Annotated in this window: 17 protein-coding genes and 1 pseudogene; 5 read left to right on the forward strand and 13 right to left on the reverse strand. The window is 70.8% G+C overall.

Translation table 11 applies throughout. The features are described from left to right. Positions 1-155: 155 nt before the first annotated feature. From B7R87_RS26540 to B7R87_RS26555, 4 genes are read right to left on the reverse strand one after another with little or no spacing between them, the layout of a single operon-like run. The gene (locus B7R87_RS26540; protein WP_006345960.1) at positions 156-1,763 is read right to left on the reverse strand and encodes a TniQ family protein; all 1,608 of its coding nucleotides are present in this window, start codon (positions 1,761-1,763) and stop codon (positions 156-158) included. After that, the gene (locus tag B7R87_RS26545; protein ID WP_006345959.1) at positions 1,760-2,875 is read right to left on the reverse strand and encodes an AAA family ATPase; all 1,116 of its coding nucleotides are present in this window, start codon (positions 2,873-2,875) and stop codon (positions 1,760-1,762) included. The genes B7R87_RS26540 and B7R87_RS26545 overlap by 4 nt, the downstream gene beginning before the upstream one ends. Next, positions 2,872-4,998 carry a helix-turn-helix domain-containing protein gene (locus B7R87_RS26550; protein ID WP_006345958.1) on the reverse strand — a complete coding sequence of 709 codons (2,127 nt, stop codon included), beginning with the start codon at positions 4,996-4,998 and terminating at the stop codon, positions 2,872-2,874. The genes B7R87_RS26545 and B7R87_RS26550 overlap by 4 nt, the downstream gene beginning before the upstream one ends. After that, positions 4,995-5,663, reverse strand: a complete 669-nt coding sequence (locus B7R87_RS26555; protein ID WP_164516024.1) for a TnsA-like heteromeric transposase endonuclease subunit — start codon at positions 5,661-5,663, stop codon at positions 4,995-4,997. The genes B7R87_RS26550 and B7R87_RS26555 overlap by 4 nt, the downstream gene beginning before the upstream one ends. Before the next feature lie 365 nt (positions 5,664-6,028). On the opposite strand from B7R87_RS26555, the gene B7R87_RS26560 reads away from it, so the two are divergent. From B7R87_RS26560 to B7R87_RS26575, 4 genes are all read left to right on the forward strand, one after another. Continuing rightward, the gene (locus tag B7R87_RS26560) at positions 6,029-6,382 is read left to right on the forward strand and encodes a DUF317 domain-containing protein (protein WP_006345956.1); all 354 of its coding nucleotides are present in this window, start codon (positions 6,029-6,031) and stop codon (positions 6,380-6,382) included. Between the two features lie 122 nt (positions 6,383-6,504). Further along, positions 6,505-6,810 carry a hypothetical protein gene (locus B7R87_RS26565; RefSeq protein ID WP_006345955.1) on the forward strand — a complete coding sequence of 102 codons (306 nt, stop codon included), beginning with the start codon at positions 6,505-6,507 and terminating at the stop codon, positions 6,808-6,810. A 28-nt stretch (positions 6,811-6,838) separates the two neighbouring features. Continuing rightward, entirely contained in the window at positions 6,839-7,579 is a 741-nt protein-coding gene (locus tag B7R87_RS26570; RefSeq protein WP_040913825.1) for a DUF317 domain-containing protein, read from the forward strand. Between the two features lie 157 nt (positions 7,580-7,736). Continuing rightward, positions 7,737-8,501 (forward strand): deazapurine DNA modification protein DpdA family protein, encoded by a 765-nt coding sequence (locus B7R87_RS26575; RefSeq protein WP_040913810.1) that lies wholly within the window; start codon positions 7,737-7,739, stop codon positions 8,499-8,501. A 114-nt stretch (positions 8,502-8,615) separates the two neighbouring features. Here the strand turns inward: B7R87_RS26575 and B7R87_RS33220 are convergent, their stop codons facing one another. The 9 genes and pseudogenes from B7R87_RS33220 to B7R87_RS26615 all read right to left on the reverse strand — a co-directional run bounded on the left by B7R87_RS33220 (position 8,616) and on the right by B7R87_RS26615 (position 16,291). Continuing rightward, a complete protein-coding gene (locus tag B7R87_RS33220; protein WP_164516021.1) occupies positions 8,616-8,777 on the reverse strand; it encodes a hypothetical protein in 162 nt (53 codons plus the stop codon). A 46-nt stretch (positions 8,778-8,823) separates the two neighbouring features. Then, positions 8,824-8,979 (reverse strand): hypothetical protein, encoded by a 156-nt coding sequence (locus tag B7R87_RS33825; protein ID WP_006345951.1) that lies wholly within the window; start codon positions 8,977-8,979, stop codon positions 8,824-8,826. A gap of 356 nt (positions 8,980-9,335) precedes the next feature. Continuing rightward, positions 9,336-11,063 (reverse strand): relaxase/mobilization nuclease domain-containing protein, encoded by a 1,728-nt coding sequence (locus B7R87_RS26585; protein ID WP_006345950.1) that lies wholly within the window; start codon positions 11,061-11,063, stop codon positions 9,336-9,338. Beyond that, on the reverse strand, positions 11,060-11,407 hold the full coding sequence (locus B7R87_RS33830; RefSeq protein ID WP_006345949.1) for a plasmid mobilization protein: 348 nt from the start codon (positions 11,405-11,407) through the stop codon (positions 11,060-11,062). The genes B7R87_RS26585 and B7R87_RS33830 overlap by 4 nt, the downstream gene beginning before the upstream one ends. Positions 11,408-12,061: 654 nt before the next feature. Next, the gene (locus B7R87_RS26595) at positions 12,062-12,253 is read right to left on the reverse strand and encodes a hypothetical protein (protein ID WP_006345947.1); all 192 of its coding nucleotides are present in this window, start codon (positions 12,251-12,253) and stop codon (positions 12,062-12,064) included. Positions 12,254-13,173: 920 nt separating this feature from the next. Next, positions 13,174-13,597 (reverse strand): annotated as a pseudogene (locus B7R87_RS33835) (DUF2637 domain-containing protein); the annotation flags it as partial. A gap of 107 nt (positions 13,598-13,704) precedes the next feature. Beyond that, entirely contained in the window at positions 13,705-14,376 is a 672-nt protein-coding gene (locus B7R87_RS26605; RefSeq protein WP_006345945.1) for a WhiB family transcriptional regulator, read from the reverse strand. Between the two features lie 131 nt (positions 14,377-14,507). Next, positions 14,508-15,272 carry an ATP-binding protein gene (locus tag B7R87_RS26610; protein WP_006345944.1) on the reverse strand — a complete coding sequence of 255 codons (765 nt, stop codon included), beginning with the start codon at positions 15,270-15,272 and terminating at the stop codon, positions 14,508-14,510. Continuing rightward, positions 15,269-16,291 carry a hypothetical protein gene (locus tag B7R87_RS26615; protein ID WP_006345943.1) on the reverse strand — a complete coding sequence of 341 codons (1,023 nt, stop codon included), beginning with the start codon at positions 16,289-16,291 and terminating at the stop codon, positions 15,269-15,271. Before B7R87_RS26615 ends, B7R87_RS26610 begins: the two co-directional genes overlap by 4 nt. A gap of 721 nt (positions 16,292-17,012) precedes the next feature. Between B7R87_RS26615 and B7R87_RS26620 the strand changes: the two genes are divergently transcribed. Then, the gene (locus tag B7R87_RS26620) at positions 17,013-17,630 is read left to right on the forward strand and encodes a helix-turn-helix domain-containing protein (RefSeq protein ID WP_130585280.1); all 618 of its coding nucleotides are present in this window, start codon (positions 17,013-17,015) and stop codon (positions 17,628-17,630) included. The last annotated feature ends 37 nt before the right edge of the window (positions 17,631-17,667 follow it).

Raw genomic sequence — 17,667 nt, forward strand, 5'->3', positions numbered from 1 at the left:
GTTGATCTTGTGTTCGTCGAGCAGGGTGCGGGCGGTGTGGCGGAGCAGTTCGGCTTCGGCGGGCAGGATCCGCCAGCGGAAACGCTGGTACTGCTGGCGTTGAGAGGCGGAGGTGGGGGCGATGTCGGGGTGGGCGAGGTGGGCGGGGGATCCGGTCAGGACCTGGAAGATCCAGCGTTGGGCGTGCGCGGCGCCGGGGGTGTGGTTCGAGCGCAGCCGGCTCTGCAGGGTCCGCCAGACCTGGGGGTCGAGGAAGTGGGCGCGGGGGTGAACAGGGTGCGGCGGCGGTGGTAGTCGATCGGGGCGCCGTGGGTGTCGAGGTGGTCGGCCAGCAGGATCAGCGCGTGCAGGACGTCGGTGCAGTCGTCACGCCGGGTGAGGTCGGCCAGGAGAGTGGAAACGTTGTGGCTGCTGACGGTGGTGCCGGTCAGGCGGGTCGCGGCGGCGATGGAAGTCGCGTTGCCCACCAGGAGGCAGGCCACGGCGAGGAGTTCGTCCGCGCGCCGGGCCACTGGTTTGCCGTCCGGGTGCCGCGGAGACAGCCGCAGGGCCCATGCGGGCCACAGGGCGGTGGGCAGCATACGGGCCCGCACGTCCTGGTCGGCCGGTGGGCGGGTGGAGTGGATGGCGGTGCGGTGGCGCAGTCGGGCGACCGGCATGATCTGTGCTTCCCGGCTGTTGCGCAGGGCTGCTTCCAGTGCCGGGGAAACGGTTCCGCCGAGGCCGACGATGTTGCCGGGGTGGAGCTGGCGGCGGGTGGCGGCCACCCGGTCAGTTAGCCACTGCACGGCGCTGCCCGCGGCGTGGATGTCCGCGGCCTGCAGGACTCGGATCGCCGCCGCGACCGCTATGGCAGTCGCTGCGGAATCAGCGGGGGCAAAGTAGCTGTGCCGGTCCACCCGCCGGGTGTCCGGGGTGCGCTGCGACGTGGTGGGCAGCGGGTCGGTGCGGTAGCGCTCCAGCTGGTCCAGTACGTCGGCCGGGGCCATCGGCTGCAGATCGGTGGACGTTGCATGGTTGAGGACCAGCGCTCCCAGACACTTCGCGTCGCGCAGCACCACCCCCAACGGCGCCCCCGCCGGCCCGTACAGCGGCCAGCACACCGCACGGTCCGGGGCCACGAGGAGGGTCTCGATCAGGCGCTGGGTCTGCGACAGAGGGCCGTCGGGTGCGATCGCGGTGACCGGGGCGGCGGCGAGGCGGTGGTGGCAGCGGCGGGGACGGGGTCCGGTGCCCGGTGCTGCGCTCGCACACAGCCCCGGGCGGGGAGTCTCACCGCGGGGGTGGGCACGCAGGCGCGGAATGTGCCCGCAGGCGGGGCAGCGGTCGGCGAGCAGAACGTGGTGGCGGGTGCAGGCGAAGGACCAGCCCAGGCGCCAGGTCACCTGCCAGCGTCCACCGCTCTCCTCCAGGCAGGCGGGGCAGAAGCGGGAGCCCGAGCGCCCCCACAGCAGTTGCCGGTGCACCTGGCGCCGTTCGGTGAGGATCACCACCGCGTGCCCGTCGAAGGGCTGCAGCGTCATCTTGGTGAGAACCGTCTCGGGTACCCCGGTGGCCTGGGCGATGGCGGCCAGCTCCTCCCGGGCGGCCAGGGTGGTCCAGCGCGGCAGGACCGGGGCGGCGAGGGCCGGGTCACGGTTGGGCAGGCCCAGCGCGCGGAGCACGTCGGTGAAGGGGCAGTGCAGCTTGTGGGCGAGGAATTCCTGCCAGGAGTCCAGCGCCTCGCCTGGATGCGGTGCGTACCGCAGCGGCAGAGTCCTCATCGGGAGCCCCGGGTCCGGCGTGGCCGGCTGGTGGCCTTGCCCGCGTGCAGCGCATAAGTGAGTTCCCGGCGGGCCTGTTCGGCGGCAGTGTCGTTCTTGACCTGGTCGAGGAGGTCCTGGGTGAGGCGTTCGGTGCCGGTGCGCTGGGCGCGCTGGCAGCCGCGGTTGATCAGTGTCATCAGCGAGCCGATGTGTCCGGTGCTGCGGGCGAAGAGGTAGTCCGACAGGTTGTCGGCGAGCATGCCGGGGTGGGTGTCGGCCAGGACGATGCGCTGCTCCAGGGCGAGGAGGAGCTGCCGCCAGTGGCGGCGGCCTGGCTCGGTGTCGATGGTGAAGGGCGGCATGTCCAGGCGGGTGGTGCGCCGCCCGGTCTGGGCCAGAGCTGTCTCGCCGACGGTTTCGCCCTCGCTGAACAGGCCCTTGTCGGCCAGGCCCACGCCGACCTTGAGGAGGGTGACGGGGAACTCGTTGGCGATCCATTTGAGGTGGTTGCTGACCTCGATGCCGCTGGTGTTGCGCCACTTCAGGAAGTGCAGGTCGTCCAGGACGAGCAGTCTGACCTCGCAGGACAGGACACAGTCCAGGGCCTGCAGGCCGAGCTGGGCGGCTGTGGAAGTGACTCTTCCTGGGTGGCCGAAGAACTCCAGCATGGCCCGGTTGAGGTCCTTCATCCCCGTGTTGCCGGTCAGCCCCACCCGGCACACCGGCCACCGCTCGTGCCCCAGGGCGGTGAACTCGCCCAGCTCGGCGATTTCCCGGCGGTGGAACTCGCGGGCGAACGCCAAGACGGCGGTCGTCTTGCCCAGGCCCGGGAACGCGTCCACGGCCACGGCTCCCTTGGCCTTGTCGCCGTCCTGCACGTTGCTGTCGAGGATGTCCCACAAGTCCTCGTGCAGTGCTGCCAGTTGTGGGGTACGGATCGGCCCCAGGTTGGCATGCCATCCCCGGCGCTGCCGGTTGTAGGCGTCTCGCTCGTCGACGGTCAGGGCGGCCAGCTCGGACCGGTTCAACGCCTGCGGCTGGTCACGTCGGGGCGTGTCGACGAACGCTTTGAAGTCCTCTTTGCGTGACAGCGCCAGATTCCCCGGGTCCAGCCGGGGCGGGATGCTCACACGTCCTCCAGCGCGTCCGCGTAGAAGCCGCCGTCGCCGTCCAGGTCGTCCGCCGCGTCATCGTCCCCGCCCTCAACGGCTTCCTCCCGCAGTACGGGTGCTGCCACCGATTCGCTGCCGTGTCCCAGGGCGCGGCGTACGGACGGCAGCGCAGCAGGTGCGAGCTCCTCGGTGGCCGGCAGGTCGATGCCTGCCTGTTCGCGGGACAGGCGCAGGGCCATGCGCCGTTCGGCGAGCGTGGTGCCCAGCCCCAGGTTCCACCGATCCAGCAGGCCCGCGACTGCGAGCCGGTCATCGGGGTAGCGGTGCTTGGCCGCGGCCAGCTTCCGGGCGAAAGCCAGCGCGTCCTCGCTCAACGGCATCCGGGCAGCCGGTGCGTGTTCCCAGACAAGGGTGTGCCAGGCGCGGGTATCAGGGTGGCGGAAGAAGATTCGGGTGATGTCGTCCGGGTCGACCTGGAACGGCCAGCTGTTCTTTCCCGGCCCGTCGTACGGGCTGCGGATACCCGGGGCGGGGAGACCTGGCCCGCGGTAGCGGCGCCGGTCGATTTCGACGCCGTAGTGCTGGACCGTGCGCCACTTCGTCGCCAGGAACTCAAAAGCGAGGCAGGGGTCCCGCGGCACTTCGATGTATCCGGCGCGCGCCATACCGTGCTCGAACATCTGGGCTGGCGACATCCGCAGGCCCGGCACCCCCGGATCGACCAGACCAGCATGCGGGCGGCAGTGGTACACCACCGCGACCCACTCCCTAATGATCGCCTCCAGCTCGTCGAGGAAGAAGAACGCATCGCCTTCCGGGTTCTCACCGCGCGAGTGGATGTCCGGCCCCTTGTAGCCGGGCAGCGCCTCCAGCAGGCCCTCGCGCAGGGAGCGGAAGAACCGCTCCACCGGCCCTTTGTCCCGGCCCGTGCGCAGCCGGGCCGGCTGCAGGGAGATGCCCATCCGGCGGCACACGCTGGTCAGATGCTCCGAGACGTACACCTTGCCGTGATCGACCACCAGGGTCTCGGGCACCACCGGCGGCGAGGCCAGCCCCGCACCCGTCGCGCCCTCGACATCGACCAGGACCGCACGCGGGATGCCATGCTCGGGCCAGAGCGCACCCCGCGGCCAGTCCCGCCCCGCAGGCCGCGGCCGGAAGCACTGGAACAGCACCGCGCTCACATCCACCGCCTTCGTAGACACCGGCGTCACCCGAAGACCGGTGATGCAGCGGGTGTACCAGTCCATCGCCACCGTCAGCTCGGCCTGTACCCACCGCAGCGTGAGCGGGTCGAACGCGAACACGTCCAGCCGGGTGGTGTCCATCAGCATGTACTCGCCCGGCCGCGTCGGCCGCAGCTTCCCGTACGGGCCCTCGGGCCGGTCGGCGATGTCCCGATTCCGCTTCGCCGCCAGCCGGAACAGCGGATGGCGGCGCTCCAGCTCAGAAAGAATCCGGTAGGCCGTCGCCTGGCTCGGGAGACGAACACAATCGGCGCCGTGGCGGGCAATCACGCGAGCGCGGGTGCGCTCGATCACGATCTTCCGTGTGGGTGTCGACTCGCCCAGGTGCTCGGCCATCACTTCCAAGGCCGCTTCCACCCATCGTTCATCGGCCTTGGCGGTTGGCCCCCGGGACTGCTTCTTCTTCGCTGCCAGCCCGGCTTCGCCGTGCCGCCGGAAGTCAGCCACCCACTGCTTGACGGTGCGGACGTGGATCCCCAGTTCCTTCGCCTTGGCCGTGTACTTGGGTTCCACCGGCCCGCCAGGCACGTAGTCGCGGCGAGGTTCCCCATTGCCTGCCAGCTCAGGGCTCCCTGAGCGGAAGCCCGTCAGCAGCTCCCGTACATGTCCGGCCCGTTCCAGGACCTGACTTCGTTCGCTCGCCTGCAGCTGGTCCAGAACCACCGAGGCAATCTCTTGGTCATCGTCCGCCGACGGGCCGGGCTGATCGGCGATGAGGGCCGCCCGGTCGGAGAACAGGAGTTCTTTCAACGACAAGCGCAGAAGCCGCCCCCGCTCGTCCTTGAGGACCACCTCGTTACCGGCTGCCGTCGCGGCCATCTCCACCACCTCGACGCTCTCACTGTCGTAGCGGAATCGTGTTCCGACCCCCACCCGGGCCCCGGCCCCGCTCACGCTGTCCGCCGCAACAGCCGCGAGGGGGCCAGCGGCTCGCCGAGGTCTACCCGCAGCTCATGCGTCCACAACAGGTGGTGGACTGCAGCGCGGACACAGGGCCCCGGCCAGCGGGGAAGTTGCTGCACCGCAGCATCCAACGGCACTCCGTCGAGGTCGGCCAGGCGCAGTTCGTCGAGTACCTCAGGACGGAAGAGCCAGTCGCGGCGGAAGCCAGCCAGGAAGCGGATGTTTTCCAGTTCCGCTTCCGGCGGTTCGCTCCAGATCTCGTACCGCCAGCCCCGGGCCTCCACCGCCCGCCGGGTCCAGTCGAAGGTGATCGCCACCTCTGGCCTGGTCAGCTGCCGGTGCGGCTTGACGTCCACCACCACCGGCCCCTGGCCGGTGATCAGCAGATAGTCCGGGATATGGCTTCGGACCGTGGCCCCCGCCATGGTCTTCATCAGGAACGGCTGGGCCACAATGCCGTGCACGAGCGGGTCGAAGTCGGCGTAGAGGAGTTTCGTCAGCTCCAGCCGTGACTCGTAGATCACCTGCTCACGCATGGTCGCTGCCCAGTAGCTTCCGGAATAGTGCCTCTGTCCTCGGTGCCACCGGAACGTCCGCCACGGAGTCGCCGACCTCAGCAGGTCGACGGACACTGTTGTCCACGACAGGTCCTCCACGAGCTTGCCGTGGGGAAAGCGAACGCTGACTTCTACGGCGGGATCGTCCACGACGCACCCCCAGCTCGGGCAGTACCTGCAAACCCCACGATCCCAGCCGCAACGAAGCGGGCAGGCCGAACTGACCTGCATCGCCCGAAAGAGTGAGTCCTCTGAACAGCGATTCTCAGCAAGTCACCACATGTGGCCTCGCTGTGCTGTCGGCGCGGAGAATATGGCGCCGGTTCTGAGAACCCACATTGGATGTCAACGGACAGTTCGCCCGGGGCAGACAGGAAAGATCCCGCAAGGACTGGAAGAACCGCCAGGGGCATGTCAACGTAGACGACTTCCCCGGAAACCCGCAGTTCAGAGAAGGGTTTGCCGTGACCGTCGATATCGCCCCGCCCGCATTCTCCACGACTGTCGAGGCCCTGCGGCTGCGTTCCTGGCAGCTCGGCCCGGGCCAGCCGGCCGCGGTGCTCGACCAGTTCTCCGACACCGACTTCAAACTGGTCGTCGACGACCGCGCCGACGTCCACATCAACAGCAGGGATGGCCGTTTCCACCTGGGCTGGTTCCCGGGAGGCCGTCCCGGGACCGACGGCGAGGGCTGGAAACTTGCCGTCACCGGGACAGCCGAGGTTCCCGGCTACCAGGTGTCCTTCGACACCGAGACCCCGGCGCAGATCGTGGCCGCCGCCGTAGCGGCCGTCCTCACTACCTCTCAGCCGCGCTGACCCCGCCGACCGGGCCGCCGGCTCGCTCGTACGGTTGCCGGGACCGGAGTTCACGCGGCACTCACTCGCGGCCCGTACCCAGCCCCCGGCATTCGCACCCCTATGTCCAAGGAGATCCCTCGGTGAATCCGCAGTCCCCTGATGTCCCGGAGATGACGGTCGGCGATCTGATCGACCGCCTGTCCGCCCTCGACCCGGCCGCCCCGGTGCGGCTCGCGGTTAACCCGTTTTTCCCCATGGCCCACACGATCGCCGGCGTGGTCGAGGCCCGGGACGAGACCGGAGAACCCGTGGTGTTCCTTGCCGACTCCGGCGATCAGCTCGGGCCCCTGCCCCCGCAGGTCGCGGTCCGGCTTGCCTGGCAGGAACCGACCACAGCTCCCGCGCGCTCGCGCCGCAGGGCCACCCGCCCTGCCGCGGGCCAGTAGGTCGCACAACGAGCAGGAGGAAGAGCCGCTGAACCCCCACCACCCCCTCGTCCCCTCCCACAACGACCCGTCGGGCCGCGACCTGTTCTGGGTTGTTCCGCGCCACCTGGCCGGCGACGACGGCATTCTCGCCGAACAGGTCGGCGCCACCCTCACCGGCCTGGGCTGGCGGATGTGGCCGACCAGCCGCAGCACACTCCTCTATACGAGTCCGGACGGACTGTGCGGCGCGGAATGGGTGCGCGCCTGCTATCCGATCGAGCTCGGCGGACTCCCCGTCGCGTGGCAGATCACCGCCCGCGCCCACCCGGACAGCGTGCTGCGCGAATGGAACGTCTACATCACCGAGGGCGTCCCGCACGAAGCGGTCGCCGACTTCCTCCTCGCCCTGAACGCCCGCACCGAACCGACTGCTGGCTTCACCGGGCCCCACACCGTGCTGGACGCGCTCGTCGCCCAGGGCTGGCTCCTCGATATCGACCACCCCGCCACCACCGCCACCGCCCCCGACCTCGCCGCCACCGTCTCCCTCGAAGCCATCCCCGAGCACGTCTTCGACGCCGACCCCCGCCCCGGCCTCGCCGGCTGGCAGGCATGGGCCGACCCGTGCACCGGCACCGGACTGCTGTGGTGCGCCACCTTCAGCGCCAGCGTCCCCCACGACCTCGTCGCCGCCTTCGCCTCCTCCCTCGCCTCACCCGCCCCCGTACCCCGCCGCACCCTGCCCGACGGCGCCCGCGACCGGCTCACCGTCATCCCGCCCGGCTGACCGGGAGCAGTCTCCCGGCGGGACCGGGCTCGGACCGCCCGGCCGGCCCGCCGCGAATCGTCTTCCCCTGAGAAGCACCTCCGTTCGGGACGCTCCTGTCCCGAAACTGTCCCCATCCTGTGGAGGCAACATCGCCCTTCCCGCCCCAGCGCCACCTCTGCCGACGTTCTGGCTCGGTGCGCACCGTCCGTACTGGCTCAAGCAGACCGATGTACCGCTGTTCATATCGAACCGCCAGCTCGCCCGTGTCCGGACGCTCCCGCGGGCTCTCGGCCCGTGGGCACTCGACAGCGGCGGCTTCACCGAGATCACCACATACGGCGAATGGCGCACCACACCCCGGCAGTACGTCCGCCAGATCTATCGGTACCGCGATGAGGTGGGCCGACTTGCCTGGGCGAGCCAGCAGGATCTCATGTGCGAGGAAGGCGCGCTGCGCATGACCGGCCTGTCCATCGACAAGCACCAGGAACTGACCGTCGCCAACTTCCTGACGCTGCGCTGGCACGCCCCCGACCTCCCGATCATCCCCGTCCTGCAGGGCTGGCTCCGGCCCCACTACGAGCGCTGCGCCGAGAAGTTCGCCGCGGCCGGGGTCGATCTCACGAAGGAGCCCCTGGTCGGCGTGGGCAGCATCTGCCGCCGGCCCGGCACGTTCACGGCGGGCTGGATCCTGGAAGACCTGCACGCCATGGGCCTGAAACTGCACGCCTTCGGCTACAAGAAGACGGGTCTCGCCGTCTCGTGGCCGCACGTGGCCTCCGCCGACAGCATGGCGTGGTCGAAGGCCGGCCGGTACGAGCGCGTTTGCGGCACCCACAACAGCGAGGCCAACTGCCTCACCTACGCGCGGAGCTGGCGCCGCGACCTCCTGGGCCACCTGTCCGAGGCCCGCGCCGGTACGTACCACCGGGTTCGGTGAGCTGCGGGCGATGACGGCCCGCGACGTGCATCCTGCACCCTGACGTCAGACCCGCGGCATTTCGAACGCGAATGGGCCGGCCCCCGCAGACTGCGGGGGCCGGCCCATTCGCGTTCAGGCTCCCGGGGCGGCCTCGGCGAGCGCCTTCTCGACGTGGGTATCGACCAGGGCCGGTGAGCCCGAGACGACGACCAGCACCGTCCCGGCGCGGACAGCAGTCTGCTTGACGACGCTGTCGCGTCCGGCAGCGGTGAACATCGACAGCTGCGACCACACATGGTGCCGGTCGGGCTCGGTGTCGCTGCATCGGGGATGTGGGTGGTCATTGGCCGAGGAAGCGGATCCAGTCGTCGAGGCTGCCGTGGTCGTGCGTCATGGTGCCGCTGTTGCGGTTGAACCAGCCCGTGTCCAGGCGCGTGTGCTGAGTGAGGTGTCCGGCGCGGCACCGCAGCCACACCTGGCCCTGCGTGCTGAGCACGATCCAGTCGCGGTAGGCGTCGCACCCGGAGCAGGTGACGATCTCGCTGCCCTCGACGACGGGACGGCGCCAGGGGCATCATCATCCCGGACATCGGACGCAGGGACGGCGCGACGAAATCCGGCGTCAGGAAATCGTCCACCACCGCGGCGGGCCCGGAGGCCGCAGCCGTCGCAGCTGCCCGCTCCCGCTCCCGTGCCTCCTCCAGTTCCAGTTCTTCCACAGGGCACGGAAGGCTCTGGAAGTACTCCCACGTCGCCAGGCTGGCCTGCCGCAGCTCCTGGCGCTCCCGCGCCTCACGCTTGCGCTTGAACATCCCGTTCCCCTTTCCCTCGACCGTCTACTGATCGTGACGCTCATCTCACCCTTCGCGGCTGGTCGGAGGGCTTGGCGGGCATGGCGGCCGGGCCTCGCGGCGACGGCCCGGCGGGCGCGCCGGCCGGGGGCAGAGCGGTATCGGCAGGGAGGCCGGCCATGCGGCGCAGCCGCCACACCAGCACCTCGGTGACGCATTCGGCGGTGTCGAGTTCGCGGTGTCCGGCGGCTTGGCTGAGGAGGCGTACGGGGTCGTGGCCCGAGGTCTGGGTGTCGGCGAGGGTTGCGGCGAGCGCGGGCCAGGCCGCCTCGCCGAGGACCTGGTCGGCGAGCTCCTGCGGCAGTGCGGCCCGTACGACCGCGGCCTGCCGGTGCTGGATAGGCAGCGCGAGCCGTCGGCCCCGCTCCCGGAGCGCGGCGATCGGGTGTGCGGCGGCTTGCTGATAGGCGGCGCGCAGATGCGTGGCGGCCTCGCGGGCTGCGGCGGCCTGCTGCGCGTGCCCTCTCCGGGCGTGCCAGTGCGCGGCGGCGGTGACCAGGAAGACCGCCATGTCGATGACCATGGCCGTGGTCGCGCCGTCCTCACCCCGCCCCAGCGCGGGCCCGCCATAAGCAAGGTCCCGGGCGGCCCGGCGCAGCGCCCGGCCGTGCCCGGCGGCAGCCCTGACGTGGGACCGGGTCGCCCGCTCGAACGCGAAGGCCGCGTCCCGCAGCTGCTGGCGTGTATGCGCTGCGCTCGTCTTGGCCAGGGCGTCGAGGACCTCCCCGGCCCCGGCCAGCTGAGCCGCCACCGCGGTGTCGTCGCCCTGGTCGACCACCAGCACCGCCCGCCACACCGCCTCCGTCGCACGGCGTCGCGCTCCCGCCGGACCGGTGACGGGCACAGGCCGCAGCCCCACGGGCTGCTCCTCGGTGTTTTCCACCGGGGGCTCGTCGGGTGTGGTCCAGCGTTCGCGGATGCGGGGGAGGGAGAGGTCGGGGGCGAGCTTCGACCCCGAGTAGAAGACCGGTTCTCCCTTTCCGTTGCGGTCGTCGGGGAGGGCGACGGTGTAGCCGAGGAGGTCTCCCGACGGCGCGACACGCTGCCGGACGAGGAGTCCGGCGGCGGCGAGCCGGTCGAAGAACTCCGTCTCGTCCTGGGTGCCGGCGACCGCCCGGCGGACTGTCTCCCGCAGTTCCTCCCGGGGGGTGCGCTCCCTCTTCTCCCTCGTGGCTTTGTGGCGTTCGGCGCTGGTCGGCCGCCGGGCTGCGGTTCCGTCACCGGCGTTGAGCCGGCGGAGTCCGTATTCGGCTTCGATGAGGCGGGCTTCGGCCTGGCCGCGGGCGGCGTCGTTGTTGAGCCGGGGGGTGCGCCCGTCCTCGCGGGCCAGGGTGGCGATGATGTGGATGTGGTCGTCGGCGTGCCGGACGGCTGCCCAGCGGCACCCGGCGTTGTCGCCGGCAGGGGCGATGCCGGTGGCCGCGACCATCCGGCGTGCGATCTCGCCCCACTGCTCGTCCGTCAGGACCGGGTCCTCGGGTGCGGCCCGGAGCGACAGGTGCCAGACGTGGGGCTTCCCGCGCCGGCCTCCGGCTGCTTCGACGGGCTGGTCGAGGAGCTGCTGGAGGTCGGCGTACGTCGCGTCGGGGTCGCGGCCGGGGTCGGGGGCGAGGCTGTCCCAGGCCGCGACCAGGTGAGGGTCGGTGTGCTCCTCGTGCGTGCCGGGGCCGTAGAGGTAGTAGAGGAGGCCGATGGTGCGTGTCCCGCGTTTGTGGACCCGGGGGATCATGTCGGGCCGGCTTGTCGTACCTGCTGCTGGGTGAACTCCTCAATCCGCCGGGCGGCTCGGCGGACGGCCTGGAGGACTGCTTCGGTCTGAGGGGCGTCGGCTCCGGAGTTGAGGGTCTTGGCGACCTGGTTCAGGTTGTTGCCGATGTGGCCGAGGTGACGGCGCAGCGCGAACAGCTCGGTGAGCATCTCGCGTTCTTCGGCGACCTCGGCGGCCGTGCGCGACAGATCACGGGCGGCTGCGAGAGCGGCGTGGGCGAGGAAGCCGGACGGCGTCATGGAACACGCTTCGGCGGCAGCGAGCAGACGCTTCTTCTCGTCGTCGCTGAAGCGGCTGGCGATCATGTGCACGCGCTTGTCGGCGGGCTTCTTGCGCGCACGATTACGGCGTGGCGGGGGCGGAACGCTGTCTGTGTGCGTGCAGTTGGACGCGTGACACGGCTCGGGCGTCTCCTCCTCCGGATGAGGGCCGCCCCCGGCCTCATCCGCCCGGACCCGCGCCCCCCGGCGCGGGTCCGGCCCCGCCACCCCCGGGGCGGGGAATCCATAAGTAGCACTCCCGACGGGAGTGCTACTTATGGGATAACTTGCTCGTTCCCGGGTTGAGTTGGTGGTTGGCGAACCCTGGTCGGAGGCTGGCGGGACGGGTGGGTTCGTCATCGGATACGGCTCCCGCGGGTGCGGGCGTGTGCCTGGAGCTGGGCGGCGAGGTGTAGCACGTCGACCGGTCCGGCGAGGACCCGGACCGGCGCGGTCGGGGTCCGCTGGACAAGCCACTGCCCGGTCGGCACGTGGACGGCGGCGTGGAGCAGCCCGTGGTGGACCAAAGTGTCGGCCCACGCGCCGGCCTCGGCAGCCGTGACGGGCGCCCTACGGGGGTCTCGGGGGGACATGGGGATCTCCGGGGTAGAGGGGCGCGGTGCCCGGCACATGGCCGGGGTACCGCGAAGGAACAGGGGCGAGGGGGGCCTTCTGTGGGGGAGGTGGGGGTTCGGCTGGTCAGCCGCATTCCCGGCAGCGCTCGAAATGGCGGGACAGGGCGCGGGCCATGGCGTGCTTGGCGCCGATGGCGCGCTTCGCGCTGACCTTCCCCGAGACCTGGTTCGGGTGACGCTCGGCGTGGTTGAGCAGGCCCTGGATGTCGCGCTCGTGTCCGGCTCGGATGCGGGTGAAGCGGTGGCAGGTCTTCATGGTCTATCGGGTCTTTCGCTGGGAGCGGGGCAGGTGGGCGAGGGCCGGGTCCTGGTAGAGCCGGGTCTGCAGTTCGGCGAAGCGCTCGTTGCTGATCTGGATGGACTGGGCGCGGAGGTAGGGCCGGATGACGCGGCGGGTCATCCGCCCCTCGGTCAGGGCGGCGGTCCGGGCGAGCTCGACGAGGCGCTCCATCGGCACCGGTTCGTCCTCGCCTTGGTCCGCGATGGTGGTCCGCGGGCGCTCCCGCACGATCACGGTCTGGTCCGCGGCGGTGGTCCGCTGATGGTCCGGCCCGGTGTTCGGCTGGTCCGCAGCCTTCCGATCCTGGCCTGCGGGCGGTTGGTCCGCCGGTGTGTGATCGGTCTGGTCCGGGCGGTGGTCCGCGGCGGACCGGTGGCGGGAGCTGCGGCTCACCCGGTGGTCCGCGCCGCCGCCGACGCTCGGACCGGGGGGCGCGGGCTGCGTGGTCCGTTCGTGGTCCGCGGGCTGGTCTGCCGCCTGACCTGCGGTGATGCTGGCCCGCAGTGTGCCGGTGCCGTGGTCCGCGCCCGGCTGGTCCACAACCTCGGTCTGGTCCGCATCGGTGGTCCGCTGGTGGTCCGGTCCGGCGTTCGGCTGGTCCGCAGCCTTCCGATCTTGGTCCGCGCCCGGTTGGTCCGCGGGGTTGGTCCGCTCCGGAACGGGCGCCGGGTGGTGGTCCGCACCGGTCGGCGCGTGGTCCGCGTCGGCGGTGTTCGACTGGTCCGTCGCACTGCTGCTGGTCTGGTCCGCGACCCTGGGCCAATCGTCCGGCCCGGTGCTGTGGTCCGGTCCCATGGCGGTGTTGGTCCGCTGCTCCAGGGCACCATGGGTATCGGTGGCCATGGCGAGCATGACGGCCGGTGCTGGGGCGACTGCTGGCGTCTCGATGTGATCGCCAGGGTGGGCGACGAGCCGGTGGATCTGGCGCATGAGGACGCCGAAGGCGACCAGGGCGGCGGTGGGCGGGACGGCGGCGACCACGTAGTCGAGGACGGGGACGGAGCCGCCGTTGCCGGTGCTGCTGACGCCGGCGATGTTGAGGGCGATCGACCCGACCGAGCCTGCGGCGGTCAGGGCGATGGCCCACCAGTCGACCTCCTTGCGCAGTCCGGCGCGCAGCATCAGCAGTTCGCCCGCGACGATCGCGGCGTCCAGGGTCGCGGGCCAGGCCCACTGCCGGGCAGGCGAGTGCCCGAGCCCGTGCTGCCCGGCGACCTCCGCGAGGTGGGCGTAGGAGAGCCAGAACGCGGCGCCCGTGAGGGCGATGATCACCACGCCCGCGGTGACGAGGGTCCACTGCTCGGCGGACTGCCGACTCATCGTGCGGCCTTCCGTCGCCGTGGTGGAGGAGCCGGGGGAGACGGGAGCCGAGGGGTGAGGGGCACTGATGGCGGAGACGGCGGTGTCGGGCGGGGTGGTGCGCGGGATCATGCGGCCTTTCCGAGCGCGGTGATCAGGGCCTGGGTGTGGATGTGCCGGGCGACCGGGGAAATCTCCTCCGCGGGCGCCTCGTCCTGCTCGGCGTCCTCCGTATCGTCGTCGCTCCCGGAATCCTGAGCTGGCGTGCCGTCCTCGTCCTGGTCCCCGGCGGTGCCGTACAGGCCCCAGTACCGGTCGCGGTCGGCGAGGGCGTGCGCTGCCTCGCGCATCAGGTCGCGGGCGTAGTCCAGGTCGAGCCGGAGGGTGTGGGCGAGGCGTTCGGGGCTCCAGCCGCGGACGTAGGCGTGGCGGGTGACGGCTTCGCGCTCCGCGGTCGAGAGGTGGACGTCGCGGCCGAGGAAGGCGGCACGAACCCGCTCGTAGTCGAGGCGCGCGTGGAGCTTGGCCTGCCAGGGGCGACGTTCCTTCTCGGTCGTTCCGCCCCAGACGCCCTCCTTGGAGCCCTGCTCCAGGGCGGAGTTGAAGCACGCTTTTTTGACCGGGCATCCGCCGCAGATGAACTTGGCCTGGGCGATGGCCTTGTGGTCGCGGGGCAGGGGGAAGAACAGCTTGTCGGCCTCGGCGGGAGACAGGTCGCGGCAGGCGCTGCGGGCGTGCCAGCTGTGGTCGGCGATTCCGCGCAGGATCGGTCGGTCGTCGTTGGTGGTGATGTAGCGCAAGGGGTTCTCCGGGTACGCCTCGCCGGGCCGGCGGCACGTCTGCGACAGAGGCAGGGTCTGCGGGCTTCGGGCGGGGCGGGCAGGGGCGCGGGGCGGGTGCCGCGCCGGGCGGGAGGAGAGCGGGGGAGGGGTCAGCGGCGCTGGAAGCGGCGGTCGGGGCCGGCCACTTCGATCGCGGTGCACATGCCGGACAGGCGGGACAGGAGCCTGTCGCCGAGCCGGTCCCGCAGCACCGGCTGGCGCGGGTCCGCCTCGGGGTTGCGTACGGGGGCGAGGTTGCTGGTGATCAGCGTGGGGAAACGATTCTGCGCGCGGTGGTTAAGCAGCCGGAAGGTGATCTCCTCGGTCCACTCCGAGTTCTTCGCGGCGCCGAGGTCGTCCAGCAGCAGCACCGGGATCCGGGTGTAGCGGCGCAGCAGCTCCTCCGGGTCCGGCCCGGTGCGGGAGCGCAATTCGCCGTAGAGGTCGGCGGCGGTGGTGGCCAGCCACGGCACCGCGCACCCGGCGGCGGTCAGCGACCGGATCGCCCCGAAAGCCTCGAAAGTTTTTCCGCTTCCGGTGGGGCCCCAGAGCAGCAGCGAGGGGCCGCGGGTGATCACGCGGCGCCCAGCGGTGCCGTAGTGGGCGTGCCGGTCACCGGCGTAGGGGGCGGTCGCCGCCTCCGCGATGGTCCGCGTCCAGGCGACGACCTCCGGGTGCGAAGCGAGGGCCTCCCGGTAGTCGTAGGGGATCCGCCGCTGGGCGGCCTCCAGCGCCGGGACCGGCTCCGGCACGTTCGGCGGCAGCGGGGTGGTGGGGTCGATGCCCCGCTCGGCGAGCCGGGCCTCCAGGCGGGCGCGCAGCCGGTCCCCGATCGCGGGCTGCGGGTCCTTCGAGCGGACGAGGGTGCTGGTCACAGGCTGCCTCCGAACGTCGTCGGCTCGGGGGTGGTCGGGTTGAAGTACGGCCGGTAGGCGGCGGTGCTGGCCCAAGGGGCCCCGCCGAAGGCGGCACTCGGCGCCCCGGCGCCGACTAGGGCGGGCGGGTTGACGACCTCGTTCACCAGGCTCGGCAGCACGCTCGGATGCAGGCCCTTGGCCCGCAGCCGCTCCATCGCCGCCCGGATGTCGGCAGGCTTGAAGCCCTCGTCGAGCAGCCCCCGGATCTTCCGGCCGAGCAGGCCGACGACATCGCCCGGCGGGCGCTGCTGGCAGTCCTTCACGTACTCGGCCACCAGCTCCTGTGCGGATACCTTCTCCGGGGCGGCGTCGGGTGCGGGCGCGTCGCGCCCCCTACGGGAAGATCCAGGATCCAAGATCCTAGATCCAGGCCGTGAGTCCTCACTGAATCCAGCGACGAATGTGCCCTGAGCTGCGGCTTTTCCAGGCCGTGGGTCCTGGTCGCCGGTTGGCTCCGGAGCCGGGTCCAGCGAGACCGACGGACCGATTGCCGCGCCCTCCCGGTCGGCTGGACGGTCATCCACAGGTGTCGCAGGAGGGGGCGCGGGCGCCGCCGCAACGGTCGGGTGCACCGGTGCACCGGCGGGCGCGGGGCAGGCGCCCTTCTCGCACCGGCCGCAGCTCCGGTGACCCTGGTGGCCGGAGCACCGCGGCAGCCTCGACTCGCTGGCGCGGTTGATCTTCTGGTGACGCTCCCACGTCACGATGTGGAGGTACGTACGGCCGTCGCAGCCGGTGTACCGGCAGATCAGCCCGGCGGTGGCCAGCTCCTCCAAGTCCTGCGCGACGTGCGCGGGCGTGTGCTCCTGCCGCAGGGCCCAGATGCGCCCGGCGATGATTGCCGGGTGATCCCGGAACCGGCCCTCGTCGTCGGCCTGGGTGAGCAGCCCGACGAAGGTCACCAGCGCCGTCACGGAAACCGTGGCGATGTCCTCGGACTCCCATATTTCGGGCTTGATGGTGCGAATCCGGGCCATCAGACGACACCCCCGACGGGGGTCGTTACGGGGCGGGCTGCCGCACCGGCCGGGAACCCCGGCCTTCCGTGCAGGGCAGGAGGCATGTAAGACTCTCCTCTGAGGTATTGCCGCACCAGGTGTCCTCTGGGAATGGGGCTGGTGCGGCACTGGGCGAATCGGGCCCTTGCCGGGGCACGAGACGCGATTTCAAGTCGGTCGGCGTCTGAGAGGTTCGAACTCTCAGGCGCCGCCGTCGTTCTGGTCACTTTTCTGCGGTGCCGCGTTCGCTGCCGGGCGGCCTCTTCATTTCAGGGTTCGTGGCGGGCTGGTTCCCAAGCAGGATCTGCTCGGTTCAGCAACACACCACAGACCCTGCCCGGAAGTCCATACATAGCTCTTGACCGCCGTACAGCTCTGAAACGCAGCTACTCCCACGGCCCTCTGCGGTACGGGTCCGCTGTCCGGTGCCCCGTCGGCCGACTGGACATGCAGCCGCTGCCCTCGGGACGTCACCGAGTCCAGCAAGGGCGTTTTCCAGTCAGGAAGTCGGGGGTGAGGGATGGGTTCTGTGGTTGCACAGTGCGATCTTGCACCCGCATCCCGTGCGCGTCAACAGTCGAATGATTGCATCAACCATCGGTGGCGTGATCTAGTGTTCCTGCTGGTCACAGGCTATGTGGCCGTCAACAGCCGTTGATATGGCCGCCATGGCCGCCCTTCGACACTGCTGGGAGCATCCGTGACTGACGGATACCGACAACTAGCGGCGAGCCTCCAGGAGATCACAACGCTCCTGCCCGAAACAGGACTTGACCAACAAGGGGTGTTCGACCTCAATCACCTCTCCTACGAAACCTCGCTGTCCGAGACCGACCTGCGGTCCCTGCTTGCGGGGCAGCAGATCCCGCAGCCGGGGTTCGATGCCGAGGTTCAACGCCGCATCCGGTTCCTGACCGAGACGCGGCAGTGCGAGTACGAGGGCGAAGACGGAATCCTCCGGCGTCGGCCGTACACCCGTGCGGAGATCGCCGACGGGTGCGGCATTACCCAGGCGTGGCTCAGTCAGTTGCTGATCAAGCCGAAGATTCCCAAACTAGCCCATTCCAAGGCGATAGCGGACTTCTTCCGCGTTCCGGTGGAATTCTTCACCGACGAGCCGCCGAGGGCGTTGGCGCGAGTGCTCACCAGGGACGTGACCCCGCGCCTCCGCAGCCTTGCTGCGGGCGCCGCTGACACTGTCACCACCCCTGCCGCTATGAGAATCGCACTCCGGCTCGGGGACAGGGAGATGGACCCTGAGGCCGAAGCCGCGCTCATGCTGTTCATCGACCGCATCGCCGCAACACCGAAAACCTGACCACGCCCGCGAAGCCGACTACCGACCGTCCGCAGAG

This window comes from Streptomyces tsukubensis, assembly GCF_003932715.1.
Taxonomy (GTDB): domain Bacteria; phylum Actinomycetota; class Actinomycetes; order Streptomycetales; family Streptomycetaceae; genus Streptomyces; species Streptomyces tsukubensis.